Genomic DNA, 24,644 nt, shown 5'->3' on the forward strand with positions numbered 1-24,644 from the left:
GCACGGCAGCCTAACCCCGGCAGAGGCTCCACTTATCGACGCGGATATTCTGTTCAGACAACCGGGGCCAGCTCAGAGCGCGTATAGCATGAGCTGCAAATGACAAATCTGCTCCTCGTTTGGTGGAGCCCACAGTCATCGTGAGTCCGTGATGGCGATTTTCTTCCCTGGCTTTGTCAAGGCTGCTGTCGCCAGACTGCTTGAAGAGGATCTCTGCCAAAGCGAGACTCATGGTGCCGTAGTAGAGGAGATTGGGCCTTGTTGCTGTTGAAACGGAAGACGCGGCCGCAAAGTACTCTCGGGCTTGAATCAAGCAGTATCTGATCTGTTGGGCTTGCTTGCGTGCATCGTCATGATACTTGGTCGGGACTTGATGCATCTCGATAAGTATCTTGGCTAACAAGTCAATATTCTGGAATTTGCGAAGCGAAGACCAAGCAAATTCGGAGAGATTTCCAGTTCGGACTTTCTTTGCGCGCTGGATGATCATTTAAGGGCGATCCGGAGTCGCGTGAAGCTTCGTACTTCCATTTGGATTCTCTCGAATCGCCATGAAGTCTTGTTTGGATCGAGCGCCAAGGTCGAAGATCTTAGTGGGCTCTCCGAAAAAGGGACGGCCTCTCGGCCGCCCCCTTTTAGACGTCGGGGGGAAGCCCCCCGATATGTCGCACGTGGGCGAGAGCTAGAGCCTCACGAACACCCCGTCGTACTTCCGCACGTATCACACTTCATGCAGGTCCCATTCCGCACCAGCGTGAAGTTGCCGCACTCCGAGCACATCTCGCCCTCATAGCCCTTGGCCTTCGCCTCGGCGCGGCGCTCGGCCTTGCTGGGGACGGCGGTTGCGGCGGTGCCGGCCTTGCTCCATTGCAGCTGCTCGAGCTTCTCCGTGGGCGAGAGGTCGTGCTGGACTTCCTGCTTCAGGGCGACGGCGCCTTCGAGGACATCGCCGACGCGGGCGCTCGCGCTGTGCGAGGCCATCGCCGTGACCTTGCTGCCGCCGGAGGGCGCGCTGTCGTTTCCTTGCGTGACCGCGGCGCTGCCGCCGCGCATCACGACCAGGTTGTCGGTCCGCGAGCGGGTGAGGCCGCGCGAGACCAGGCGGGTGGCGTGGTGGCCGCCGTCCTCGTTCGGCTCCTTGCCTTCCTCGACGCCCTTGCCGAGCGCGTCAAAGCCGGTCTCGTTCGGATCGACGTGGGCGAGGTCGAACCGTGACATGTAGCTCACCGCGAGCTCGCGGAAGACGTAGTCGAGGATCGAGGTCGCGTACTTGATGCTGTCGTTGCCCTGCACCGGGCCCGCCGGCTCGAAGCGGGTGAAGGTGAAGGCGTCGACATATTCGTCCAGCGGCACGCCGTATTGCAGGCCGAGCGACACCGCGATGGCGAAGTTGTTGATGAAGGAGCGCAGCGCCGCGCCTTCCTTGTGCATGTCGATGAAGATCTCGCCGAGACGGCCGTCGTCATACTCGCCGGTGCGCAAGTACACCTTGTGGCCGCCGACGACCGCCTTCTGGGTGTAGCCCTTGCGGCGATCCGGCATCTTCTCGCGCTCGCGCATCACGATGATGCGCTCGACCAGCTTCTCGACGATCTTCTCCGAGACCTGGGTCGTGCGGGCCGCCATCGGCTTCTCGTAGAGCGTCTCGACCGCATCGTCCTCGTCCTCATCGTCAGAGATGAGCTGCGAGTTGAGCGGCTGGGAGAGCTTGGAGCCGTCGCGATAGAGCGCGTTGGCCTTCAGAGCGAGTTTCCACGACAGCATGTAGGCGGACTTGCAGTCCTCCACCGTGGCGTCGTTCGGCATGTTGATGGTCTTGGAGATCGCACCCGAGATGAAGGGCTGCGCCGCCGCCATCATCCGGATGTGGCTCTCGACCGACAGGTAGCGCTTGCCGATCTTGCCGCAGGGGTTGGCGCAGTCGAACACCGGATAGTGCTCGGCCTTGAGGTGCGGGGCACCTTCCACCGTCATGGCGCCGCAGATGTGGACGTTGGCCGCCTCGATCTCGCGCTTGGTGAAGCCGACGGCCTGGAGCAGGTCGAAGCCGGGAGCGGCAATGGCTTCAGCGCCGATGCCGAGCTGGTCGCGGATGAAGTCTTCGCCAAAGGTCCACTTGTTGAAGGCGAACTTGATGTCGAAGGCGGTCGGCAGCGCCTTCTCGACCTTGGCGATGGCTTCGTCGGTGAAGCCCTTGGCCTTGAGGGTCGAGGCGTTGATGCCGGGCGCGTTGGAGAGCGAGCCGTGGCCGACGGCGTAGGCCTCGATCTCCGCGATCTCGCTCTCGCGATAGCCGAGCGCGCGCAGCGCCGCGGGGACCGCGCGGTTGATGATCTTGAAGTAGCCGCCGCCGGCGAGCTTCTTGAACTTCACCAGCGCGAAGTCGGGCTCGATGCCGGTGGTGTCGCAATCCATCACGAGGCCGATCGTGCCCGTGGGCGCGATCACCGTGGTCTGGGCGTTGCGATAGCCGTGCTGCTCGCCGAGCTCGAGCGCCGCATCCCAGGCCGCCTGGGCGCGGCTGACGAGGTCGGCCTGCGGGCAGGAGACGAGGTCGAGCGGCACCGGGTTGACGCTGAGCGCCTCGTAGCCGTTGGACTGGCCATGGGCGGCGCGGCGGTGGTTGCGGATCACGCGCAGCATGTGCTGGGCGTTCTTCTTGTAGCCGGGGAAGGTGCCGAGCTCGGCGGCGATCTCCGCCGAGGTCTTGTAGGTGATGCCGGTCATGACAGCGGTCAGCGCGCCGCAGAGCGCGCGGCCTTCCTTGCTGTCGTAGGGCAGGCCCATGGTCATCAGCAGGCCGCCGATATTGGCGTAGCCGAGGCCGAGCGTGCGGAACTCGTAGGAGAGCTCGGCGATCGCCTTCGACGGGAATTGCGCCATCATCACCGAGATTTCGAGCACGATGGTCCAGAGCCGGCAGAGATGCTCATAGCCCTCGACGTCGAAGCGCTTGGTCTCGATGTTGTAGAACGTCAGCAGGTTGGCGGAGGCGAGGTTGCACGCCGTGTCGTCCAGGAACATGTATTCCGAGCACGGATTGGAGGCGCGGATGTCGCCGGACGCCTTGCAGGTGTGCCAGTCGTTCATGGTGGTGTTGAAGTGCAGGCCCGGGTCGGCCGAGGCCCAGGCGGCGTAACCGATCTTTTCCCAGAGGTCGCGCGCCTTCAGCGTCTTCGTCACCTTCCTGGAGGTGCGGGCGGTCAGATTCCAGTCGCCGTCGGTCTCGACCGCGCGCAGGAAGTCGTCCCGCAACGAGACCGAATTGTTGGAGTTCTGGCCTGAGACCGTGAGGTAGGCTTCGCTGTCCCAGTCGGTGTCGTAGGTGTCGAACTGGATGTCCTTGTAGCCCTGCTTGGCGAACTGGATGACGCGCTTGATGTAATTGTCGGGCACGAGGCTGCGGCGGGCGAGCTTGATCTCGCGGCGCAGCGCCGGGTTCTTCTCGGGATCGAAGCAATCATCGCCCGAGCCTTCGCAGTTCACGCAGGCCTTCAGCACCGCCTTCAGGTGCTTCTGGTTGATCTTGGATCCCGTGACGAGGGCGGCGACCTTCTGCTCCTCCTTCACCTTCCAGTCGATATAGGTCTCGATGTCGGGGTGATCGACGTCGACCACGACCATCTTGGCGGCGCGGCGGGTGGTGCCGCCGCTCTTGATCGCGCCCGCGGCGCGGTCGCCGATCTTGAGGAAGCTCATCAGGCCGCTGGAGCGGCCGCCGCCCGACAGCTTTTCGCCTTCGCCGCGCAGGCGCGAGAAGTTGGAGCCGGTGCCGGAGCCGTACTTGAACAGGCGGGCCTCGCGGACCCAGAGGTCCATGATGCCGCCTTCGTTGACGAGGTCGTCACCGACGCCCTGGATGAAGCAGGCATGCGGCTGCGGGTGCTCGTAGGCGGACTTGGACTTGGTCAGCTTGCCGGTGAAGGGGTCGACGTAATAATGGCCCTGGCCGGGGCCGTCGATGCCATAGGCCCAGTGCAGGCCGGTGTTGAACCATTGCGGCGAGTTCGGCGCGACCATCTGCATCGCGAGCATGTAGCGGAGCTCGTCGTAGAAGGCCTGGGCGTCCTCGTCGCTCGAGAAATACTTGCCCTTCCAGCCCCAATAGGTCCAGCAGCCGGCGAGGCGATCGAACACCTGCTTTGCGCTGAGCTCGCTGACATAGCGCTCCTTCTCAGGCAGCGCGGCGAGCGCCTCGGTGTCGGGCACGGAGCGCCACAGGAAGGAGGGGACGGATTCCTCCTCGACCTTCTTCAGGCACGCGGCAACGCCCGCCTTGCGGAAATATTTCTGGGCCAGCACGTCGGAGGCGACCTGCGACCATTCCGAGGGCACCTCGACATTGTCGAGCTTGAATACGACCGAGCCGTCGGGATTTCTGATCTCCGACGTGGTCAGCCGGAAATCGATCCCTGCGTAAGGTGACTGTCCTACCGTGGTGTGGCGCCGCTCAATCCGCATTGTCTTGCCCCGTCCTTAAGTTTTGACCGGTCCCGCCTCCGTTCAGGCCTGCCGGTCGACATTTCGTTTCGCGGCGCCTTCGGCCGTTCGGCCTTGGGGCACCACAGTTCAGCCGGTGGACCCGGCCCTTGTTCTCCCGACGCGATGGCTCGATGCGCGCACCGATCATCCGCCGGCATGCCTTGCTGCATCCGCCCCCAAGGGGATGAGCCCGACATGCGTTCAACGCCCCACCGTCACAACGTCTTTCCTTGCCATCCGAGCCTGTTGCCGGCCCGTTCTGGCGCCCGAAGAATCCCGCCTTTCGCGGGCAGACAAGCCCTCATCCGCTGCCTTTGGCTGGCTTGGCGGAGTGCCGATTTGCGGGACCCTTTGGGGGAGTGCCGGCGGGACGCAAACTCACTCGCGCCGAACGGACCGAAAGCTAGGACTCTCCGTTGCGCCCGTCAAGAACTAGTGCGAGTTCCTGAATCAAATACTAAATATGGTGGATTGTGGGGGATAACAGGGGTCTTCGCCGCGCCTGTTGTGGAGGCAAGTATCAGTGAGTCCTCAGGGATTCCCAACTGAAAAAATTTGCATCCGGTGCGGCTGCGCAGGCTTCATCCCGCTGTTCACAGGGCAGGTATATTTTTAGGCGAAGGGATTGCGTCAGCCGGACTCACGTAGCCCTACGGAAGGTGAGGGCAGGCATGCCCCCCGAGGTGGTGGTTTGGGCGGCGAATCCGCGCCAAGCTGACGCTCGATTTTGCCGGATACCCCCATGCTTGATTCGACTCGCCGGGATGCGCGGCCGCGCATCGCCCCGGCCGGCCTGATGTTTCTCGCCATCACCTCGATCGGCTGGGGCTTCAACTGGCCGGTGACGAAATTCCTGCTCTCCGAGCTGCCGCCGCTGACCTTGCGCGGGGTGACCGGCGTGCTCGGCGCCGTGCTGCTGGCGGCGCTGGCGGTGCTGCGCCGGCAGAGCCTCCAGGTGGACGCGGCGACGTGGCCGCGCCTGCTCACCGCCGCCGTGCTCAACGTCACCGGCTGGATGGTGCTGATGGGTCTGGCGCTGCTGTGGCTGCCCGCAAGCGAGGCGGCGCTGATCGCCTATACGATGCCGGTCTGGGCCTCGATCATCGCCTGGCCGGTGCTGGGCGAGCGGCCGACGCTGCTGCGCACGCTGGGGCTGGTGCTGGCCTTCGTCGGGCTCGCCTCGATCATGGGCGGCAACGGCATCGCCGCCAGCGTCGAGAAGCTGCCTGGAATCATCATGGCGCTGGGCGGCGCGTTCGGCTTCGCCGTCGGCACGGTGTTCTCCAAGAAGTATCCGATCCGCCTGCCGCCGATCACGGCCGCGGCCTGGCAGATCGGAATCGGCTGCCTGCCGATCTCGATCATCGGCCTCCTGGTCGAGACCACGCATCTGGACAAGGTGACGCCGCTCGGCTGGTGGCTGTTGATCTACTCGACCGTGGTGCAGTTCTGCATCGCCTATGTCAGCTGGTTCGCCGCATTGGCGCGGCTGCCGGCCTCGGTCGCCGCGATCGGCACCATGGCTGTGCCGGTGCTCGGCGTCGTCGCTTCGGCAATTGCGCTCGGCGAGCCACTCGGGGCAGGGCAGATCGCCGCGCTGGTCTTCACGCTGGCGGCGGTGGTGCTGGCGACGCGGTAGCCCCCAGCGCCTTCCGGATCATCTTGGCGAGCTGGTTGCGCCGGTAGGGCTTGGTCAGCAGCATCACGCCGTCGTCGAGCTTGCCGTGATGGACGATGGCGTTGTCGGTGTAGCCGGAGGTGTAGAGCACCTTCACACCCGGCCGCAGCTTGGCCACCTCGTCGGCGAGGTCTCGCCCGCTCATGCTGCCGGGGATGACGACGTCGGTGAACAGCAGGTCGAACGTCTGGCCGGCCGTGATCAGGTCCAGTGCGGTCTTGCCGTCGGACGCGGCGATGGTCTTGTAGCCGAGGCTCCGCAGCTGCGTGGTGACGAAGTTGCGCACAAGCGGATCGTCCTCGACGACGAAGATGGTCTCGGCGCCGCCCTCGGCCGGGGGCGCGGCGGCGACCGCGACCTCCGCCGTGCCTTCGCCCGGCGGCAGATAGAGCTTGATCGTGGTGCCGTGGCCTTCCTCGCTGTAGATCTTGATGTGGCCGCCGGACTGCTTGACGAAGCCGTAGACCATGGAGAGGCCGAGGCCCGATCCCTTGCCGACCTCCTTGGTGGTGAAGAAGGGCTCGAACGCCTTGTGCTGGGTCTCCAGGGACATGCCGGTGCCGGTGTCGCTGACCGCGAGCATGATGTAGGGGCCGGCCGTCACGTCCGCATGGGCCTGCGCATAGGCCTCGTCCAGCACGACGCGGTGGGTCTCCAGCAGCAGCTTGCCGCCGTTCGGCATGGCATCGCGCGCGTTGATCGCCATGTTGAGCACGGCGTTGGTGAGCCGTGACGGATCGATATGCGCGGTCATCGACCCCTGTTCCAGCACGGTCTCGATCTGGATCTGCTCGCCGAGGGTGGGGCGCAGCAGCTTTGCGATGTCCGCAATCGCGGCGTTGATCTCGACGTTGCGCGGCTGCAGCGGCTGCCGGCGCGCAAAGGCGAGCAGGTGCTGGATCAGCTCGGCGCAGCGCTCGGCGGCATCGTCGATCAGCCGCGCCACGCGCTGCAGCTCGGGCTGCTGCTTCAGGCCTTCCACCAGCGTCTCGGTGTTGCCGGAGATCACGGTCAGCATGTTGTTGAAGTCGTGCGCGACGCCGCCGGTCAGCTTGCCGATCGCGTCCAGCTTCTGCGACTGGTACAGCTGCCGCTCGGTCTCGCGCGACATGGTGGCGTCGTGATAGACCAGCACCGCGCCGGAGATCTCGCCTTGCCCGTCCAGCATCGGCCGGCCGCTGACCATGAGATGGCGGGGAGGAATGTCGTTGTGCGGGCGGACGATCATCTCCAGATCTTCGAACTTCTCACCCCGCAGCACGCGCACCGAAGGCAGCTCGTCGGCCTGCATCGGCGTCACGCCGTCGCCGTGGAGGACGTCCGACAGCGCGCGCAGATTGCCCAGGTTCATGCCGGTGTGATGCAGCAGCATGCGCTCCGCGGCCGGATTGGACAGCAGCACGGTGCCCTCGGCGTCGATCACCAGCACCGCCTCCGCCATGCTGTGGAACGTGCTTTGCAGCACGTTGACCGACAGGCGCAGCTCGTCATGCGCCGTCACCAGATGCTGCGTGCGATCGGCCACCGCCGCCGCTAGCGCGTCCTTGGCGGCCGTGGTTTCACTCAGCGTGCTTTGGAGCTGCACCGTGGCGCGCCGGCTCTCGCGCATCACCAGCGCGACCAGCAGCAGGATCAGTACGGCGCCAGCGACGTCGATGCCGAGCAGCACGACGCCCGTGCGGCGCGAATCCTGGGCGCGCGCGGCGAGCAGGCGTTCCTCCTCCGCGCTCAGGCGGTCGAGGTTGCCCATCACGGTGTCCATGAGGCCGCGACCCTCGGCCCTGCTGTTGAGCACGGCAATGCCGGCCTGGTCGTTCGCCGCGCGCAGCCGCATCGCTTCGGCCGCGATCTCGACCCGGCGCAGCGCCAGCGGTTCGGTGCCCTCCAGCAGCGCGACCTGATCGGGATTGTCGCGCACGCCGCGCTTGAGGTCGGCCAGCGCCGGCGCGATCTGGGCCTGCACCGCCTGGAACTCGGCGCTGAAGCCCGGGGTGCGGTAGAGCTCGTAGCCGCGCGCGGCGCTCTCGGCCCGGCGCAGCAGCACGCGCAGATCGGAGATCTTCTTCTGGACCTGAACCGTCTGATTGACCCACGCCGCCTCGGACCGCGATTTGACGTCGAGGGCGATAGAGGCCGCGGTGATGATCAGGAGGATGGCAAGTCCGGTACCCAGAATGACGCGCTGCGTTGGAATCAAGGGGATTCTTTCTGGTCCTTCGGCTGCGCGCTCTCGCTTGCGAGGCATTCCCGGATCGCGGTCAGCAACGCTTCCGGTGTGAACGGTTTGCGCAGGCAGCGCGTTGCGCCGAGCTCCAGCGCCATGCGGAGGAAATCGGGAGAGGGCGAGGCGGATGACGCAAAGGCGTAGCCGGACATCGCGATCAGCGGAGTGGCCGGTGCGCGCTCGTGAAAGATGCGGATGGACTCGAAGCCGCGCATGTGCGGCATGAAGATGTCAACCAGCATCACCTCGAATGTCTGCGTTTCCAGCGCAGCCAGTCCAGTTTCACCACCGTCGGTCAGCGTGACATCGAAGCCCTGACGTTGGAGGAGGACCTCAATGGTCGCGCCGACCATCGGATCGTCATCAACCACGAGAACACGCGGCATGAAACTTCCCAGTAGATCGAAGTCCCCACTGGGATTGGTGATATCCGCGAATCGTGTGTCGGGTCAATTTGGGATTGGATCGCGCAGGATATGCACGGTTCGGTGCATAAAGGTCCATTTGCATCGATTTGTATTTATCCGTACACGCGCGAGGTGATCGAGCCGGAGCGATGAGGAAGACGCCAGTCGCGCAAAAGGCGCCGCATCGCTGCGACGCCTTTCGCTTCTCGTCTCGGCGATCTGCTTACGGGCAAGGATGCCGCCGGCCGTCGTAGCCGAGATAGGTGCCCGAGGCCGGGTCGTAGGATTTGAAGCGCCGCGCGCAATAGGCGGGGTCGCCGCCGCCATCCTGCACCACGGCAACCGACGGCTCGTCATAGTAGCCATAATAGTAGGGATCATCGTAATAGCCGTAGCCGTAGCCGCTGCCGTAGTAGGCGTAGGAGCCGAGGCCGCCGATCGCGGCTCCAGCCGCGAAGCCCGGCCAGAAGCCGCCGTGGCGATGGCGCCAGTGGTGGCCGCCGTGCCAGTGACGACCGCTCCAGTTGCCGCTACCGCCCTGCCAGTTGCCCGCGGTTGCAGCGCTGCGGGTCCCGCTGAAGGTCGGCGAGATAGCGGCACGGTCTGCCGCGCCCCCGACGAAACTGCCACCACCCGGACGGACCGCGCCACCGGCTGCGAAATTGCCTCCGCCCGGGCGCATCGCGGCTCCGCCTCCGAAACCACCGCCACCGCCGTGGAATGCGGCGCCGCCGCCGCCCATGCGGGCGCCGCCACCGAAGCCGCCGCCTCCGCCACCGACCGCGGCACCTCCGCCACCGATTGCGGCACCACCGCCCGCTCCGACCGCGGCGGCACGACTCTGCTGCGCAAAGCTCGGGCTCGCCAAGGGAAGAACCAACGCCACCGTCGCGGCGGCACTCAACAATTTCAGACTGTTCATGGGGTTAAACTCCTTTCCCGGAAAGCAAACCCTACGAAAGCGCTGGGGTTCCTGAGATCACGCCGGTTTGCGCGCGCATGAAGCCTTGCGCTCCGGCCGCTGTACCGGCCCTGAATGAATCGCGTCCGCTTTGCGGCAGGGGGTGCGGCATTTGCGGGGGCGCCGGAGCACCTGCCGAACTGGACATTTCACCGCCCGGATGGCATCAGGACCCGACGAAGCAGGGCCCTTGCCGCATGAAACAATTCTTCCTCAAGTTCTTCACCTGGTGGAATGGCCAGACTTTTGGCACCCAACTCTGGACCAAACGGTACGGGGAGCTGGTCGGCCAGGACGAGCAGGGCAATCTCTACTATCGCACCCGCGGCGGCGCGGTCGATCCGACCCTGGGCTTCGAGCGGCGCTGGGTGGTCTATAACGGCTATGCCGAAGCGAGCCGGATCCCGCCGTCATGGCACGGCTGGATTCATCACACCGTCGATGTGCCGCCGACCGAGGACAATTACCAGCCGCGCGAGTGGGAGAAGCCGCACCAGCCGAATCTCACCGGCACGGCGAAGGCCTATCGTCCCTCGGGATCGACCCTCGCCAGCGGCAAGCGTCCGAAGGCGACCGGCGACTATCAGCCCTGGACCCCTGGCTAGTCTTTCAGCCCGCGATCTTCATCGTTCAACTGGATGCAGCCGCATCCGCCTCACGCCGCTGTGGACAACGGGAACAGCGGGGACGGCGCCTGCGCGGCCGTTGCGGCCGCGCCAGCAATGCAGTCCAATGATCCCATCTTACGGAGATGGGAGACCATCGCGTTCGGTTCGGGCAACAGTTCGCGACTGTCCCGAGATGCAGCGGCCGCCGAGTATGGACTCGATCGGGAGATAGGCCCCCGGTCTGGAAGCTCCGACATCGCTCGATGTGAATGTGCAGCCGCCGTAAGACAGGAAAGGCCGCTTGGGAAACCGAGCGGCCTTTTTCTGTCGTTATCGTCTTCTGTTGTTATCGTCCTGGCGCGTGCCCCGGACGCAGCGCAGCGCTTCCCCGGCGATGCACAGCATCGTCCGGTTCAGCGGTGCGCTGCAGAGCCGGGGCCCATCTCGCGGTGCGCCGTGTTGCGTTCTGATGGGGTGGACGGCCCCCTACGGCATCAGTTGTGCCAGAATGAGGTTGTCACACACCCATTCACAGGAGCCGTCCGTGAGCCAGATTATCCGCATTGGGATGGAGGGGAAGCACCGTCGTGGATCGCGCTGGCTGCTCGACCTGCTCCAGCGCAAAACGCCGAAGCAGGCAGCCGTGGCGCTGGCCAACAAGACTGCACGCATCGCCTGGAAGCTGATGACGACGGGAGAGGATTATGACAGCGCGCGGTTCGATGCCAAAAGCGAGGCCGAAGCGGCCGCCGCCGCGTAGGTGAGAGATTCGGCCGACCGGCGGGTTCGGCCACCGGCCGAACCGGAGCTGCAAGAGCAGAGGAGATGGTGCGATCGATCGTTCCGAGATGCGAGCAAATCCGTGGGACCCAGTGACCGAACAAGGTCGCATTTCTGATTGGAACTCGCGTCGCGAAAACCATCTTGGCCCGCGGTTCAACACGCCGCATCAACAGGCCGGACATATGGATGCAAGCGATCCGATCAAACCTCACAAAGCTCTTGTGCCACGGGGGCCGTCCACATATGGGTCCCGGCTCTGCGGAGCGTCACTGCGTGCCGCGCCGCGTCCGGGACATGAGAGCGAGGCCCGCGCTACGCCAGCCGCTCGGCTGCGAGCTTGACGGCTTCAAGCCGCCGCGCCTGGTTTTGCGCGCCGCGCTCCCGGAGCAGGGTCAACACTTCGGCCGGCGCGGTATCGGGCGATCCCGAATTGAACGGCGGTGCCGGGTTGTACTCCATCTGGAGCTGGATCGCTTGCGCGGTGGTGCGATCGATCAGGATCGACACCAGCGTCAGCGCGAAATCGATTCCGGCGGTGACGCCGCCGCCGGTGATGCGATTGCGGTCGATGCAGACGCGCGTCTTTGTTGGCGTCGCGCCGAACTGGCCGAGCATCTCCATTGCGCTCCAATGGGTCGCGGCGCGGTAGCCCTTGAGCAGGCCCGCGGCGCCGAGCGCCAGCGATCCTGTGCAGACGGAGGTGACGTATTTCGCGCCCGCGGCCTGCTTGCGCAGGAAGTCGAGCACCTCGTCGTCGCCCAGCAGGTCGTTGGTGCCGGCGCCGCCGGGCACGCAGATCACGTCGAGCTGCGGGCAGTCGGCGAATGTCGTGGTCGGCGTCAGCGTCAGCACGGAATCGCTCGGCACCGGCTCGATCCGCTTCCAGATCAAATGCAACTTGGCGCCGGGCACCATGGCGAACACCTGCAAGGGGCCGGTGAAGTCGAGCTGGGTGACGCGCGGAAATATCAGAAGACCGATCTGGAGCGGTGACGACATGGCGGATCCTCCAAACTTGAGCTTGACGGGTGAAGATTGGCATGCTGCCTTTGTGTCCGGAATGGCATAATTCCAACTATTTCGGACATGGGCTATGATCGGCATCCTGATCTTCCCGAACTTTCAGTTGCTCGATGCAGCCGGCCCGATCTCGGTGTTCGAGGTCGCGGCGCGCTGCGCCGACAAGCCGCTGGCGCTCCGCGTGCTCGCGCTGAACGCGGGGCCGGTGCTCAGCTCGTCGGGCGTCGAGATGATGGCGCGCGATTTCAAGTCGGCGAATGCGATCACGACGCTGGTGATCGCAGGCGGCGTCGGCGTTGCGGACGCAGCGCGCTGCGAAGTCACACGCGCTTTCGTGCAGCGCCTGGCGCGGCGCGGCGTGCGCATCGCCAGCGTCTGCTCGGGCGCTTACGTGCTGGCTGAAGCGGGGCTGCTCGATGGACGCCGCGCCACCACGCACTGGGGGCGGACGCGCGACTTTGTCACGCGCTATCCGAAGGTGAAGTTCGAGCCGGACCGGATCTTCACCCGCGACGGCAATGTCTGGACGTCGGCGGGCATCTCCGCCGGCATCGATCTCGCGCTCGCGATGGTGACCGAGGACCATGGCGAGGAGATCGCGCAAGCGGCCGCGCGCCAGCTCGTGCTCTATCATCGCCGCAGCGGCGGCCAGTCGCAGTTCTCATCACTGCTGGAGCTGAAAGGATCGAACGGCCGCTTCGGCGCGCTGTTGTCCTGGGCGCGTGAAAATCTCGACGCGCCGCTGACGGTGGAGGATCTCGCCGATCGCGCCGGCATGAGCGCGCGGCATTTCGCCCGCGCCTTCGCCGCCGAGACCGGCACGACGCCTTCGAAGGCGATCGAGCGGCTCCGGCTAGAAGTCGCGCGCGAGCGCGTGCAGTCTTCGCGCGAGGGCATCGAGCTGGTTGCGGAAGCAACCGGCTTCCGCGATCCCGAGCGCATGCGCCGCGCCTTCATCCGCGCCTTCGGCCAGCCGCCACAGGCACTGCGGCGCGCGGCAAGGGCGGGATAGGCGTGTACGCTTGAACTGGCGCGTGCGAAATGGCGACGTCTGCGTTGTTCAGATTTGGACGCCGCCGATGGTCACTTGTCCGGCTTTTCGCGCACGATGGCGCCGGTTTTGGGATCGGCATGGAATTCCATCTTCTGTCCGTTCTTGATGCCTTCGCCCTCCCACTGGCCATCGTCGGCTTCAAGCTTGGTCACCTGCGAATAGCCAGATTCCATGACCTTGGCCTTCACTTGCTCCATCGGCATCCAGTCCGGTCCGGGTTGATCTGCTCTTGCTGCTGAGCCCATGGCAAGGGAACCGAGAACCAGAATTGCGGCAAACCTCATCGCCAATCTCCATTCGATGAACGGCTTCAACGAGATCTCTGAACTGATGTTCCTTCACTTCGTCTGTGCGATGCAAACCCTGGAAACTAAGCGACGTTGTCTGCCGCTGTAACCTTCGACGCATCCGCGCGCCCCGTCAGCCGCCGCGCGATCGGCATTAGCATGTAGGGCGCAAGATGAATCGGAAACTGCGTCATCGCGAAATAGAGCCAGGTGGTGGGCGGCAATGCGCCGGCCGTTGCCGCCAGCATCAGGCCGAGATTGCGCTGTGACACCATCAGCCCGAGCGCCAGCGCGCGCTCGGTGCCGATGCGGCGGAATAGCAGCGTGGTGATGGCGAGCAGGGTGAAGTAGATCGCGAAGGACAGAGCTGCGAGGCTGATGGTGAACAGCGGATGCGCGAGGAGGTCGCTCGCGACGTCGCCCATGATCGCCGCCGCGAAGATGAAAAGGATGATGATGTTGAGACCGTCGATCGGCGTCTTGTGACGCTGGATCGCCTCCGCGCCGAAGACCCACCGGATGGCTGTTGCGGCGAGCAGCGATGCGGCGAGGATGCCGAGCAGTTTCAGGCCGAGTGACAGCGGCGTGATGCTGAGCATGTCGCCGAGGAAGAGGCCTGCGAACATCGAGGCCGTGAAGGGCACCAGCGCGGTCGAGGTCACCAGCGTGATCAGCACGAGGGTGGCATCGAGCCCCATCAGCGCGGCGAGGGCCGGCGAGGCCATCATCGGTGAGGCCATGCTCTGCAGCATCAGTGCGAGCGACAGCCCGGGCGCGCGGACAGTGAGGCCGGTTGCGTGCGCGATCAACCCGACGATCAGCGGCACGCCGATCGTGGTCCAGGCCGTGGCGGTCGCAACCAGGGCGGGCCGGCGCAAATGGCCGTAGAGCGCAACCAGATCGACCCGCATGAAGGAGATGCAGAGCAGGCCAAGGATGGCTTCGGTGAGATAGGGACGGAGCAACGCGCCGAGCGGCGGCACCGCGGCGGCGATGAACACGACGGCGGCGACCCCGCGCGTGCCCTGGCTGCCCAGCCAGCTCAGGACGCGCAGCGGGAGGGCGGCGATGGTTTGGAGCGGAGAAGCCATGCGGAACGACGTTTCAGCCCAGTCCCTTCAACCACGCGCCGGTCACCCGGCCGCCGCCGTGGAACAGCACCGGCGCGGGCGACAGGCCGCCGGGCCGCCGCGGCTCCCTGGGCCTATAGAAGCGGGCGGGAATCGCGCCGTGCGGGGCCGGGATCGAGAGCGAAGCTCCGCAGGCAAGCTCGGGCGGCCCGGGGTTGGTGGCTAAGCGCGCCTGCGCGTAAGAGGCGCGGGCCTCCGGCGCGGTCAGGGTCTCGCAGGCGGGGCGGCCGGCGTCCTGGACGGCCTTGTAGACGGCGGCGGCATCGGGATCGAGCACAACGGGCATGATAGGAGCGACCTCGGGGTTTCCAGTCAGGTTGGGCGTCTTATTTGGGGGGCGATGCCGGGCCCCGGGCCCCTCGGAGGGGCTGTTTGACTATCCCATTGGGGAGCCGGTCTGACCAGACGGAGCCGGGAAGGGCAGGGTTGCCGCCCTTCCCCCGCCGTATTCGCCGTGTTAACCGGATGGCCTGCGAGCGGCGGTAACCCCATAGAATGTCGAACAAGCCCGATTCGCTGTTGAAGCCGCGCGAGATGTTTCGAACCATTACCCTGACAGGTCTTGCGGCGCTTTTGGCCGCCACCGCGCTGACGATTGCGACGCCGGCTCAGGCGCAGATCGGCACGATCTTTTCCGATCCGCCGCCGCTGCGGCCGCCCGGCAATATTCCTCGCGGCCAGCCGCAGCCGATCCCCGACGACGACGAAGAGGTGCCGGAGCTGCCGCCGCAGGGCCGCGTGCTGCCGTCGCGTCCGATGCTTCCGCCGCCGGGCCGGCAGGGCAACGTGATGCCGGGGCCGGTCGAAACCCAGCCGCTGGCGCCGCCGCCGGGCTCCACCGTCGCTCCGCCGAACCAGCCGCCTTCCGCGGCGATCGCGCCGCCCGGTCCGCAAGGCGCCCCGGGCGCGCCCGGGCGTCAGCCGCAGCAGAAGGGCGTTCCGGGCGCCGTGCCGCAGGCCCCGGCAAGTCTGCAGCCGGGCGACGAGGTCGTCACCGAGCCGCCGGCGCAGAAGATCGTGAACAAGAAGGCGACTTTCTCCGGCCTCGACAAGATCACCGGCCGCATCATCAATTTCGACGAGGAGATCGGCGAGACCGTTCAGTTCGGCGCGCTCAGGGTCAAGACCGACGCCTGCTACACGCGGCCGGCGACGGAGGCCACCAACACCGATGCCTTCGTCGAGGTCGACGAAATCACCTTGCAGGGCGAGGTGAAGCGCATCTTCTCCGGCTGGATGTACGCGGCAAGCCCGGGCCTGCACGGCGTCGAGCACCCGATCTACGACATCTGGCTCACCGACTGCAAAGAGCCGCAGCAGACCGTTGCGACAGCGGCGCCGGATCCTGCGGCCAAGCCGCCGCCCCCGCCGCCGGCGCAGAAGAAGGCCGCGCCGAAGCAGGTGCAGCAGCGTCCGCCGCAACCTCTGCCGCCAATCCAGCAGCAGCAACCGGCACCACCGCCGCCCCCGCCGCCGGAGCAGCGGCCTGGTCTGTTCGGGATTCCCGGGTTTGGCCGTTAGGCCAAATCCCCGGGGCCAGGTCGCCAATTATTGCTTTGAAGCGATGATCTCGAGTGCGCGCGCGCCAGGGATAGCCTCACCGGATGAGAGCCTGAGGAAATCGCCGGGCTCGCCGGCCAGCGCCTTGTCGAGCAGCGCGGTGTAGCGCCGCCGCGAGATTTCGACCGCGCCAAAACTCTTCAGGTGCTCGGTGACGTATTGGGTGTCGAGCAGCTCGAAGCCACCATGGATGAGCCGCGCGACCAGATGCACCAGCGCGACCTTCGAGGCGTCGCGCGCGGTGTGAAACATGCTCTCGCCGAAGAAGGCCCGCCCCAAGCTGACGCCGTACAGCCCGCCGACGAGATCATCGCCCTGCCAGGCTTCGACGCTGTGGCAATGGCCGAGCTGATACAGGCCGCCATAGAGGTCGCGGATGCGCTTGTTGATCCAGGTGTCCTCGCGCCCGATCTGCGGCGCGGCGCAGCCCGCGATCGTCGCCTTGAATGCGGTGTTGATGGTCACCCGAAACACGTCCGAGCGCACCGTGCGCGCAAGCCGCGAGGCGACGCGAAATCCGTCGAGGGGGATGACGCCGCGAAATTCCGGCTCGACCCAGAACAGGGTCGGATCGTCGGCGCTTTCCGCCATCGGGAAGATGCCGCAGGCATAGGCGCGCAGCAGCACGGCCGGGGTGATTTCAGACGGAGCGGAGTCGCGAGAAGTCATGGTTCGCGATCATAGCAGGATCGCGATGCGGTTGCGATGGGGTGCGCAGCGCGAGGTCAGCCGACGGCAGCGGTGCCGGTCTTGCCCGGACTTGCGGGCACGCGAGCGAACTTCAGCACGATCCGGGTTCCGGAATGCGCGGGGTCGCGCTCGACCGAGGCGTCGAGCTTGGCGGCCATGGCCGCGACGATGCGCTGGCCCATGCCGGTGGAGCGCGGATCGGCCTTGACGGCGTCGCCGACGCCGTTGTCGGTGATCGTCAGCAGGAGATCGTCGCCTGTCGCGGTCAGCTCGACATGGATCGGGCCGGCGCCGTCGGGATAGGCGTATTTCACGGCGTTCATCACCAGCTCGTTGACGATGATGCCGACGGCGACCGCCCGGTCCGGATCGATCTCGATCGGTTCGGCCTTCAGCGTCAGGCGCGACATCCGGTTGCCTTCGGCCGAGCGGCGGAGATCCTCGAGCAGGGAATCCAGATACTGGTTCAGCACCACGCTCTTGAGGTCCTGCGAGGTGTAGAGGCGTCGGTGCACCTGCGCGACCGCGGCGACACGGCCCATCGCATTGGTCAGCGCCGCCTTGACCTCTTCCTGCGCGGCCGAGCTGGCCTGAAGGTGCAGCAGAGAGGCGATGATCTGGAGCGAGTTGCCGACGCGGTGGTTGACCTCGCGCAGCAGCAGCTCGCGTTCGGCGGCAAGAGCCGCGTAGCGGTCGCGCGAGGCGTGGATCTCGGCTTCGGCTTCCTCGCGCGCTTTCTGCAATTCGGCCTGGCGCAGCGCGCCCTCGGTCGCGACGTGGAGCAGGGGGATGAAATCGCCGGTGACGTCCTTGACGAGATAATCGGCCGCGCCCGCCTTCAGCGCGGTGACGGCGATATTGGAATCCTGCGAGGCCGTGACGAACACGACGGGCGGTGCGTCCGGGATCGCCATGATCTGCTCGAGCGTCTCCAGCCCGTCGAGACCCGGCATGTACTGGTCGAGCGCGACCACGTCGATACCGCCCTCGGCACGAGCGCGGCGGATGCGCTCGAGGCCTTCCTCGCCGCTCGCGGCATGGACGACCCTGTAGCCGCGCCGCGTCAGGCCGCGTTCGACCAGGCGCGCCAGCGCACCGTCGTCGTCGATGTAGAGCAGGGTTGGCGTGCGCTGGTTCATGGGGCGGCGGGCGGGACCTGGATGACCGAGAAGAACAGGCCGAGCTGCCGGATGGCATTGGCGAAATTCTCGTAATTGACGGGCTTGGTGATGTAGACGTTGCAGCCGAGCTCGTAGCAGCGCTTGATTTCCTGGGAATCGTCGGTGGTGGTCAGAACCACCACGGGCGAAGCCTTCAGGTATTTGTTTTCCTTGATCTGCCTCAGAATGTCGATCCCGGTCATGTCGGGCAGGTTGAGGTCGAGCAGGATCAGAAGCGCATTGCCCTTCTGCACGAGGCCGCTGCGGTCGGCGCCGAACAGGTGCTGCATCGCGTCGGTGCCGTTGGCGAACGAGACGATCTCGTTGTTGACTCCCGAGCGGCGGATGTTGCGCTCGATCAGGCGGGCGTGGCCCTCGTCGTCCTCGATCATGATGATGGTGACAGGCTGGGTCATCGATCTCTGTTCCGGTTGCTCGCGTTCCAGGCGATCGGCAGCGTGATCGTGAAGGTGCTGCCCGCGTTCAGTTCCGATGATACCGACATGGTGCCGCCGAGGCGACGCACAAGTGCACGCACATGCGCAAGACCAATGCCCTGGCCGGGCTTGTCCTGGGTTCCCGCCCGGCGGAACAGGTCGAATATCCGATGGTGGTCCTTGGGATCGATGCCGCGGCCGTTGTCGCTGATCTCGAAGATGGCGTAACCGAGCTTGGTCCGCCCGCGGATTCTGATCTCTCCGGGCACGCCGTGCTTCAGATATTTGATCGCATTGTCGATCAGGTTGGAGAAGATCTGCTCGAGCGCGAGCCGGTCGCTCACGACATTCGGCAGCGGCTCGAGGTGGATCTCGGCCTGCGCCTCGGCCGCCTGGTGCGCCAGCGTCGACACGACGGCCTCGATCAGCTCGGTCGTGTCGATCTTCGCGGGCTGGAATTCACGCCGGCCCTCGCGGGTGAGGTTGAGGATCGCCGAGATCAGGCGATCCATCTTGGCGATCGACGTCTTGATGAAGCCGAGCGCTTCGGAGAAATCCTCCTGGAGCTGCTTGTCCGGGCCTTCGAGCGCGATGTCGCCGGGCCCTGCGGGGGCAAGCGGTGCACCGTCCGCAGAGACATGGGCGAGGCCGCCGATGCGGCGGAAGATGTCGCCGCCGAGCTCTTCGAGCTCGCTGGTGAAGCCCATGATATTGACGAGCGGCGAGCGCAGATCGTGGCTGACGATATAGGCAAAGCGCTGGATCTCGTCGTTGGCCTCGCGCAGGTCCGCCGTGCGCTCATCGACGACGGACTCCAGATTGACATTGGCGTCGCGCAGGCGCGCTTCGGCCTCGTCACGGGCGCGGGCGGAGCGCCGCACCAGCCAGGTCGAGATCATGGCCAGCAGCACGACGAGGCCGGAGCCGATGCCGGTCATCGACGCAGCGAGAGTCTGGCTGTGGTCGGAGTTGGCGGTGCGCAGCCGAAACAGCCGCTCCTCCTCGCGGATCATCGCGTTGGCCTGGTTGTTGATCGTGGTCGTGGTGTTGCCGCGGGCGGCCTCGCGGACGAGCTCCATGGCCCGGTCGAGCTGCCCCTGCTTGACGAAGGTCATCTCGCGCGAGAACTGGTCGAGCCTGGTCTCGATCGCCGCGCTCAGCTTCTCGATGCTGTCGCGTTGCGCCGGATTGTCGCCGATCTGGCGCGTGAGCTTGTCGAGCGCCGGAATGATCGCGGCGACGGCCTTCTCGTGATCCGACTGGAAATCCGGTCCTTGCGTCAGGAGAAAGCCGCGGGCGCTGCTCTCGGCACGGCGGATCTCAAGCAGCAGGGCGTTGATCTGGCTCTCCGCCTCGATGGTGTGGAGCACCCATTTGCTGTCTTCCCGCGCCTTGTTGACGAGGTAGACCGAGCCGGCGCTGATCACGGTCAGCACCAGAAGACCCGCCGCGATCAGCAGGATCTGCCAAAATGCCCGCCGTCGTAGGGCCTCGGCCGTCACAACGGCCTCGCTCTGTCACATCTCGCGGAAGTCAAAACGCCCCCTTGGAACTGACCCGCGACCAGAACGCGATCGGAGCCAAAGGGTTCCACGGCGAGCGTGGATTAGCGCGGGGCTGGTTCCGCCTTGCCGGCCAAATACTGTTCCAGCCAGTGGATGTGGTAGTCGCCGTTGATGATATCGTCTTCCCGCACCAGGGCGCGGAACAGCGGCAGCGTGGTCTCGATGCCTTCCACCACCATCTCGTCCAGCGCCCGGCGGAGCCGCATCAGGCATTCGGCGCGGGTCTTGCCGTGCACAATCAGCTTGCCGACCAGGGAATCGTAATAGGGCGGGATCGTGTAGCCCTGGTAGACGGCTGAATCGATGCGGACCCCCAGTCCCCCAGGCGGATGGTATTGCAGGATGCGGCCGGGCGAGGGGCGGAAGGTCTGGGGATTCTCGGCGTTGATGCGGCACTCGATCGCGTGGCCGATGACCTGGATCTCTTCCTGCTTGGCCGGCAGGTCACCGCCGGCCGCGATGCGGATCTGCTCCAGCACGAGGTCGATGTCGGTAATGCTCTCGGTGACGGGATGCTCGACCTGGATGCGGGTGTTCATCTCGATGAAGTAGAATTCGCCGTCCTCGAACAGGAATTCGATGGTGCCGACGCCGAGATATTTCATCTCGCGCATCGCCTTGGCGCAGGTCTCGCCGATCTTGGCCCGCGCGGCCGCGTCGAGCACGGGCGAGGGGCCTTCCTCCCAGACCTTCTGGTGGCGGCGTTGCAGCGAGCAGTCGCGCTCGCCGAGATGGATCGCGCCGCCGCGGCCGTCGCCGAGGATCTGGATCTCGATGTGGCGTGGCTTCTGGAGGTATTTTTCCAGGTAGACGGAGGCATCGCCAAAGGCGGATTTGGCCTCGTTGGCCGCCGTCGACAGCGCCACCTGGAGATCCGCCTCGCTGTGGGCGACCTTCATGCCGCGGCCGCCGCCGCCAGCCGCCGCCTTCACCAGCACGGGAAAGCCGATCTTCCTTGCGATGGCCAGGGCGTCGTCGTCGGGGCCGACTGCGCCGTCGGAGCCGGGCACCACGGGAATGCCGAGCTTCTTGGCGGTCTTCTTGGCCTCGATCTTGTCGCCCATCAGGCGGATGTGCTCGGCCTTGGGGCCGATGAAATGCAGATTGTGCTCGGCGAGGATCTCCGCGAAGCGCGCATTCTCCGACAGGAAGCCGTAGCCGGGATGCACGGCATCGGCGCCGGTGATCTCACAGGCCGCGAGCAGCGCGGGCACGTTGAGATAGCTGTCCTTGGACGCCGGCGGGCCGATGCAGACGCTCTCGTCCGACAGGCGCACATGCATGGCGTCGGCGTCGGCGGTGGAGTGCACGGCGACGGTGGCGATCCCGAGCTCCTTGCACGCTCTGAGGATGCGAAGGGCGATCTCGCCGCGATTGGCTATGAGGATCTTGTCGAACATGGTGCCTCAGGGGCGAATGGGGAATAGCGAATGGCGAATAGGCAGGAGGAGCAGCTTTTCGCTACTCGCTATTCGCCACTCCCTCACTCAATGATCACGAGCGGCTCGCCGTACTCGACCGGCTGGCCGTCTTCGACCAGGATCTGCGTCACCGTGCCGGCGCGCGGCGAGGGGATCTGGTTCATGGTCTTCATGGCTTCGATGATCAGCAGCGTCTGTCCGACCGAGACCTTGGATCCGACCTCGATGAACGGCTTGGCGCCCGGTTCGGGCGCCCAATAGGCGGTGCCGACCATCGGCGAGCTCACCGCGCCTGGATGCTTCGACAGGTCGGGCCCGGCGGCGGCCGTCGCGGCGGGGACGCCCGGCAGGGCGGCGGGAGCCGCAGCCATCGGCACGGGCATGGTCGCAGCAACGCTGATGTTGCGGGCGACGCGCAGGCGCAGGCCCGCACGTTCGATCTCGATCTCGCTGAGGCTGGTCTCATCGAGCAGGAGCGCGAGCTCGCGGACGAGCGCGGAATCCTCGCTGGAAAACTTTGCGGCTGCTTTGTCGTCTGGCTGGCGCGCCATGTTGTTTGATCCGAATGTTCTGTTTTGATGAGGGAGCTTCAGGCTTTGGGCTTGATGGCAAGCTTGGCGGCAAGGCCCTGGATGGCGAGGCGGTAGCCCTCGATGCCGAAACCACAGAGCGAGGCGAAGGCCGCGCGTGCCGTATAGGAGTGGTGACGAAAGCTCTCGCGGGCGTGGATGTTGGTCACATGCACCTCGACCGTCGGGATCTGAACCGCGAGCAGCGCGTCGTGCAGCGCGATCGACGTGTGGGAATAGCCGCCGGCATTGACGATGATGCCCTTCATCTTGCGCCGATGCGCCTCGTGGATGAAGTCGATCAGCTCGCCCTCGCGGTTGGACTGCCGGCAATCGGCCTTGAGACCGAACGTCGCCGCCGTCTCCCGGCACAACGCCTCGACGTCGGCCAGCGTCGCGTGGCCATACTTCTCCGGCTCGCGCGTGCCCAACATGTTGAGGTTCGGCCCGTTCAGGACGAGGATCGTGTCGGTTGCGGATTCTGCCATTCCAATCCCGGAAGAGGTGCTTCAGCGTGGCGGGGTTATAGGTAACAAAGCGTCCCAGGGGAAGCCTTGAAGGACCTCCGAAGGGCCCTCAAGTACCTCATCCTGGCTGCAAAAATCTGTGCGGAAGCTACGGAAATTGCTTGTTAACCAGTCCGAACCATGGCTGCCGGCAACCGCAAAGGGGCGGGCATTGCTGCCCGCCCCCTGAGCTTGCCGGTGTCGCGGCCTTAGACGTTCAGGACCGCCACGATCTCGTAGGTGTCCGGATTGATGATCACGATCTCTTCCTTGACCAGGATGTACCTGTAGCTCCGCCACTCCGGATAGATGCTCACGACCCGGGACGGCAGGGCGTGAAGGGTAATGCCCTCACGCGGCACGCGGGTGCCAACCGAGATCGAGAAGTTCACGTTGGTCACCGGGGCCACGCGCTCCTCGCGGATCACCGAGGTGATCTGGGTCCGCTGCTCGGTCGAAAGCTTCGCAGCGGCGCCGGCCTGGCCGACCGTGGTCGAGGACGAGGTGCCGCCCTGCGCGTTCTGGGTGCTGCTGGTGCCGGTCTGGCCCTGAGCGTTCTGGTTTGTGCTCGTGCCGGTGCCCTTCTGGGTCTCGGCGCTGTTGGTCGAGGTGCCGCTCTTGCTGCCCTCAGCCTTCATGTCCTTCTGGTCCTTGGCGGACTTGCTGGTGTCCTTGCTGGTGTCCTGGGTCATGCTCTTGGACTTGTCCTGCTGGGACTTGTCCATCTGACCCTGCGCGCGATCGTCGGTGCGCTGGCCCTTGGTCGCGCCAGCCTTGTCCTCCGCCGCGTTCTTGTTCATCGCACCGCCAGAAGACCGCTCGTCCTTCATTGCGCCCGACTTGTCGTCGGAGGTCCGATCGGACTTCATGTTGGTGGCGCCGCCGGCCTGGCCAACGGTACCCTTGTCATGGCTCATGGAGTCGCGGCCCATCGAGCCGCCGCGCTCGGCGGCACCGCCTGACGGCTGCGAATGCTGCATCTGCTGCGAGCCAGCGCCGCTATCGCGGCCCTTGTCTTGTGCGTTCGCCAGACCGGCGCCCGCGACGAGGGCGACTGCGGCAACTGAGATCATAAAGCGGTTCAACATCGAATTCTCCTCACGTGTTTCTTTGCGTCATTGCCCGCGCCGACAACGAAAGGAGATTTGAGTTGTTCCGGAACTTCGTCTGTTCCGCGGCATTTGTTTGTTGAACGCCAGATGAATGACTTTGCACGAAGACGCCAACGTCCGGCGCAAGAAGAAAGGCCGGCTAATCAGCCGGCCTTGTCGCGTTTTCCTCGTATCGCAAAACGTGTGATCAGCAGGTTGCCTTGCCGCAGCGGGCGATGCCGATCTTTTCCCTGAGGCTTTCGACGCCGACGGCGCCGATCACGATCTGCTTGCCGATGACGTAGCTCGGCGTGCCGTTCATGCCCATCGCTTCGGCGAGCTTGAAGTTCTCCTCGATGGTGGCGCGCACCTCGGCGCTGCCGATGTCTTTTTCGATCCTCGCGGTGTCGAGGCCGGCTTCCTTGGCCGCTTGAAGCGCGCGTGCCTTGTCGGCGGCGCCGCGACCAGTGAGCAGCTTCTGGTGGAAGTCGAGATATTTCTTGCCGGTGGGATCCTGCATGCGCACGGCGACCGCGACCTGCGCCGCTTCGACCGAGCCCTGGCTCAGCACCGGAAACTCCTTCAGCACGACCTTCAGCTTCGGATCGCTCTTCATGATGGTCAGCATGTCGTCCATCGCGCGCTTGCAGTAGCCGCAATTGTAGTCGAAGAACTCGACGAAGGTGACGTCGCCGTCCTTGTTGCCGAGCACGACCTGTCGCGGCGAGTTGAAGATCGCATCGGCATTCTGCGCGATGCTGGCCTCGTGCTTCTGCGTTTCAGCCGCGGCCTGGCGCTTGCTGAGTTCGGCCATGGCCTCTTCGAGCACTTCGGGATGGCTGACGAGATAGTTCTTGATGATCTTCTCGATCTCGGTGCGCTGCGTATCGGAGAAGCTGTCGGCCGAGGCGGGTGCGGCAGCGCCGAGCATGGCGAGCGCAAACAACGCAGGAGCAAGCAGGCGCAGCGAAGGCATAGGCAAATCCTCTTATCCAAAGCAGGTTTCGGGAA

General features: G+C 65.4%; 21 protein-coding genes and 2 pseudogenes. 5 read left to right on the forward strand and 18 right to left on the reverse strand.

From position 1 onward, the window contains the following. Positions 1-10: 10 nt before the first annotated feature. Together D6B98_RS35205 and D6B98_RS35210 are read right to left on the reverse strand one after the other, a co-directional pair. On the reverse strand, positions 11-490 hold the full coding sequence (locus D6B98_RS35205; protein ID WP_126261596.1) for a YaaC family protein: 480 nt from the start codon (positions 488-490) through the stop codon (positions 11-13). A 200-nt stretch (positions 491-690) separates the two neighbouring features. Then, positions 691-4,461: a vitamin B12-dependent ribonucleotide reductase gene (locus D6B98_RS35210; RefSeq protein WP_126261597.1), complete on the reverse strand. Its 3,771-nt coding sequence runs from the start codon at positions 4,459-4,461 to the stop codon at positions 691-693. A gap of 763 nt (positions 4,462-5,224) precedes the next feature. Between D6B98_RS35210 and D6B98_RS35215 the strand changes: the two genes are divergently transcribed. Beyond that, positions 5,225-6,121, forward strand: a complete 897-nt coding sequence (locus D6B98_RS35215; RefSeq protein WP_126261598.1) for a DMT family transporter — start codon at positions 5,225-5,227, stop codon at positions 6,119-6,121. Here the strand turns inward: D6B98_RS35215 and D6B98_RS35220 are convergent. From D6B98_RS35220 to D6B98_RS35230, 3 genes are all read right to left on the reverse strand, one after another. Continuing rightward, on the reverse strand, positions 6,087-8,357 hold the full coding sequence (locus D6B98_RS35220) for a CHASE3 domain-containing protein (protein ID WP_126261599.1): 2,271 nt from the start codon (positions 8,355-8,357) through the stop codon (positions 6,087-6,089). The genes D6B98_RS35215 and D6B98_RS35220 overlap by 35 nt on opposite strands. Continuing rightward, positions 8,354-8,770, reverse strand: coding sequence for a response regulator (locus tag D6B98_RS35225; protein ID WP_126261600.1), 417 nt, complete (start codon positions 8,768-8,770; stop codon positions 8,354-8,356). The genes D6B98_RS35220 and D6B98_RS35225 overlap by 4 nt, the downstream gene beginning before the upstream one ends. A gap of 244 nt (positions 8,771-9,014) precedes the next feature. Next, a complete protein-coding gene (locus tag D6B98_RS35230; RefSeq protein ID WP_126261601.1) occupies positions 9,015-9,713 on the reverse strand; it encodes a BA14K family protein in 699 nt (232 codons plus the stop codon). A 236-nt stretch (positions 9,714-9,949) separates the two neighbouring features. Here D6B98_RS35230 and D6B98_RS35235 point away from each other — a divergent pair, with 236 nt between their 5' ends. Continuing rightward, entirely contained in the window at positions 9,950-10,357 is a 408-nt protein-coding gene (locus D6B98_RS35235) for an NADH:ubiquinone oxidoreductase subunit NDUFA12 (RefSeq protein ID WP_126261602.1), read from the forward strand. A 586-nt stretch (positions 10,358-10,943) separates the two neighbouring features. After that, a pseudogene (locus D6B98_RS35240) lies at positions 10,944-11,120 on the forward strand (IS110 family transposase); the annotation flags it as partial. A 335-nt stretch (positions 11,121-11,455) separates the two neighbouring features. Here D6B98_RS35240 and D6B98_RS35250 read toward each other — a convergent pair. Next, a complete protein-coding gene (locus D6B98_RS35250; protein WP_126261603.1) occupies positions 11,456-12,142 on the reverse strand; it encodes a DJ-1/PfpI family protein in 687 nt (228 codons plus the stop codon). A gap of 94 nt (positions 12,143-12,236) precedes the next feature. Here D6B98_RS35250 and D6B98_RS35255 point away from each other — a divergent pair, with 94 nt between their 5' ends. Continuing rightward, complete coding sequence (locus D6B98_RS35255; protein ID WP_126261604.1) at positions 12,237-13,175, forward strand: GlxA family transcriptional regulator; 939 nt, start codon at positions 12,237-12,239, stop codon at positions 13,173-13,175. A gap of 71 nt (positions 13,176-13,246) precedes the next feature. On the opposite strand, the gene D6B98_RS35260 is transcribed toward D6B98_RS35255, so the two are convergent. The 3 genes and pseudogenes from D6B98_RS35260 to D6B98_RS35270 form a co-directional block, all read right to left on the reverse strand. Continuing rightward, the gene (locus tag D6B98_RS35260; protein ID WP_126261640.1) at positions 13,247-13,501 is read right to left on the reverse strand and encodes a PepSY domain-containing protein; all 255 of its coding nucleotides are present in this window, start codon (positions 13,499-13,501) and stop codon (positions 13,247-13,249) included. A gap of 86 nt (positions 13,502-13,587) precedes the next feature. Continuing rightward, a complete protein-coding gene (locus tag D6B98_RS35265; RefSeq protein WP_126261605.1) occupies positions 13,588-14,595 on the reverse strand; it encodes a Na+-dependent transporter in 1,008 nt (335 codons plus the stop codon). A 37-nt stretch (positions 14,596-14,632) separates the two neighbouring features. After that, positions 14,633-14,920: pseudogene (locus D6B98_RS35270) on the reverse strand (alpha/beta hydrolase); the annotation flags it as partial. Between the two features lie 209 nt (positions 14,921-15,129). On the opposite strand from D6B98_RS35270, the gene D6B98_RS35275 reads away from it, so the two are divergent. Continuing rightward, the gene (locus D6B98_RS35275) at positions 15,130-16,155 is read left to right on the forward strand and encodes a DUF2155 domain-containing protein (RefSeq protein WP_126261606.1); all 1,026 of its coding nucleotides are present in this window, start codon (positions 15,130-15,132) and stop codon (positions 16,153-16,155) included. 27 nt (positions 16,156-16,182) lie between these two features. Here D6B98_RS35275 and aat read toward each other — a convergent pair whose 3' ends face one another. The 9 genes from aat to D6B98_RS35320 form a co-directional block, all read right to left on the reverse strand. After that, a complete protein-coding gene (aat, locus tag D6B98_RS35280; RefSeq protein WP_126261607.1) occupies positions 16,183-16,863 on the reverse strand; it encodes a leucyl/phenylalanyl-tRNA--protein transferase in 681 nt (226 codons plus the stop codon). A gap of 56 nt (positions 16,864-16,919) precedes the next feature. After that, positions 16,920-18,023, reverse strand: coding sequence for a sensor histidine kinase (locus D6B98_RS35285; protein WP_126261608.1), 1,104 nt, complete (start codon positions 18,021-18,023; stop codon positions 16,920-16,922). Then, positions 18,020-18,460: a response regulator gene (locus D6B98_RS35290; protein WP_126261609.1), complete on the reverse strand. Its 441-nt coding sequence runs from the start codon at positions 18,458-18,460 to the stop codon at positions 18,020-18,022. The genes D6B98_RS35285 and D6B98_RS35290 overlap by 4 nt, the downstream gene beginning before the upstream one ends. Beyond that, the gene (locus D6B98_RS35295; RefSeq protein WP_126261610.1) at positions 18,457-19,983 is read right to left on the reverse strand and encodes a sensor histidine kinase; all 1,527 of its coding nucleotides are present in this window, start codon (positions 19,981-19,983) and stop codon (positions 18,457-18,459) included. Before D6B98_RS35295 ends, D6B98_RS35290 begins: the two co-directional genes overlap by 4 nt. Positions 19,984-20,087: 104 nt before the next feature. Then, positions 20,088-21,446: an acetyl-CoA carboxylase biotin carboxylase subunit gene (gene accC / locus D6B98_RS35300; protein ID WP_126261611.1), complete on the reverse strand. Its 1,359-nt coding sequence runs from the start codon at positions 21,444-21,446 to the stop codon at positions 20,088-20,090. Positions 21,447-21,529: 83 nt separating this feature from the next. Further along, the gene (accB, locus tag D6B98_RS35305; RefSeq protein ID WP_028136676.1) at positions 21,530-22,018 is read right to left on the reverse strand and encodes an acetyl-CoA carboxylase biotin carboxyl carrier protein; all 489 of its coding nucleotides are present in this window, start codon (positions 22,016-22,018) and stop codon (positions 21,530-21,532) included. Between the two features lie 38 nt (positions 22,019-22,056). After that, entirely contained in the window at positions 22,057-22,524 is a 468-nt protein-coding gene (gene aroQ / locus D6B98_RS35310) for a type II 3-dehydroquinate dehydratase (RefSeq protein WP_126261612.1), read from the reverse strand. A 227-nt stretch (positions 22,525-22,751) separates the two neighbouring features. After that, on the reverse strand, positions 22,752-23,630 hold the full coding sequence (locus D6B98_RS35315; RefSeq protein WP_126261613.1) for a DUF1236 domain-containing protein: 879 nt from the start codon (positions 23,628-23,630) through the stop codon (positions 22,752-22,754). Between the two features lie 211 nt (positions 23,631-23,841). Continuing rightward, complete coding sequence (locus D6B98_RS35320) at positions 23,842-24,609, reverse strand: DsbA family protein (RefSeq protein WP_126261614.1); 768 nt, start codon at positions 24,607-24,609, stop codon at positions 23,842-23,844. Positions 24,610-24,644 lie beyond the last annotated feature (35 nt).

This window comes from Bradyrhizobium sp. LVM 105, assembly GCF_003957705.1.
Lineage (GTDB): Bacteria > Pseudomonadota > Alphaproteobacteria > Rhizobiales > Xanthobacteraceae > Bradyrhizobium > Bradyrhizobium frederickii.

Excerpts from the sequence above, each read along its gene's own strand:
- D6B98_RS35205 (WP_126261596.1), bottom strand. The coding sequence starts at position 490 with ATGATCATCCAGCGCGCAAAGAAAGTCCGAACTGGAAATCTCTCCGAA.
- D6B98_RS35210 (WP_126261597.1), bottom strand. The coding sequence starts at position 4,461 with ATGCGGATTGAGCGGCGCCACACCACGGTAGGACAGTCACCTTACGCA.
- D6B98_RS35215 (WP_126261598.1), top strand. The coding sequence starts at position 5,225 with ATGCTTGATTCGACTCGCCGGGATGCGCGGCCGCGCATCGCCCCGGCC.
- D6B98_RS35225 (WP_126261600.1), bottom strand. The coding sequence starts at position 8,770 with ATGCCGCGTGTTCTCGTGGTTGATGACGATCCGATGGTCGGCGCGACC.
- D6B98_RS35230 (WP_126261601.1), bottom strand. The coding sequence starts at position 9,713 with ATGAACAGTCTGAAATTGTTGAGTGCCGCCGCGACGGTGGCGTTGGTT.
- D6B98_RS35235 (WP_126261602.1), top strand. The coding sequence starts at position 9,950 with ATGAAACAATTCTTCCTCAAGTTCTTCACCTGGTGGAATGGCCAGACT.
- D6B98_RS35250 (WP_126261603.1), bottom strand. The coding sequence starts at position 12,142 with ATGTCGTCACCGCTCCAGATCGGTCTTCTGATATTTCCGCGCGTCACC.
- D6B98_RS35255 (WP_126261604.1), top strand. The coding sequence starts at position 12,237 with ATGATCGGCATCCTGATCTTCCCGAACTTTCAGTTGCTCGATGCAGCC.
- D6B98_RS35260 (WP_126261640.1), bottom strand. The coding sequence starts at position 13,501 with ATGAGGTTTGCCGCAATTCTGGTTCTCGGTTCCCTTGCCATGGGCTCA.
- D6B98_RS35265 (WP_126261605.1), bottom strand. The coding sequence starts at position 14,595 with ATGGCTTCTCCGCTCCAAACCATCGCCGCCCTCCCGCTGCGCGTCCTG.
- D6B98_RS35275 (WP_126261606.1), top strand. The coding sequence starts at position 15,130 with ATGTCGAACAAGCCCGATTCGCTGTTGAAGCCGCGCGAGATGTTTCGA.
- aat (WP_126261607.1), bottom strand. The coding sequence starts at position 16,863 with ATGACTTCTCGCGACTCCGCTCCGTCTGAAATCACCCCGGCCGTGCTG.
- D6B98_RS35285 (WP_126261608.1), bottom strand. The coding sequence starts at position 18,023 with ATGAACCAGCGCACGCCAACCCTGCTCTACATCGACGACGACGGTGCG.
- D6B98_RS35290 (WP_126261609.1), bottom strand. The coding sequence starts at position 18,460 with ATGACCCAGCCTGTCACCATCATCATGATCGAGGACGACGAGGGCCAC.
- accC (WP_126261611.1), bottom strand. The coding sequence starts at position 21,446 with ATGTTCGACAAGATCCTCATAGCCAATCGCGGCGAGATCGCCCTTCGC.
- accB (WP_028136676.1), bottom strand. The coding sequence starts at position 22,018 with ATGGCGCGCCAGCCAGACGACAAAGCAGCCGCAAAGTTTTCCAGCGAG.
- aroQ (WP_126261612.1), bottom strand. The coding sequence starts at position 22,524 with ATGGCAGAATCCGCAACCGACACGATCCTCGTCCTGAACGGGCCGAAC.
- D6B98_RS35315 (WP_126261613.1), bottom strand. The coding sequence starts at position 23,630 with ATGTTGAACCGCTTTATGATCTCAGTTGCCGCAGTCGCCCTCGTCGCG.
- D6B98_RS35320 (WP_126261614.1), bottom strand. The coding sequence starts at position 24,609 with ATGCCTTCGCTGCGCCTGCTTGCTCCTGCGTTGTTTGCGCTCGCCATG.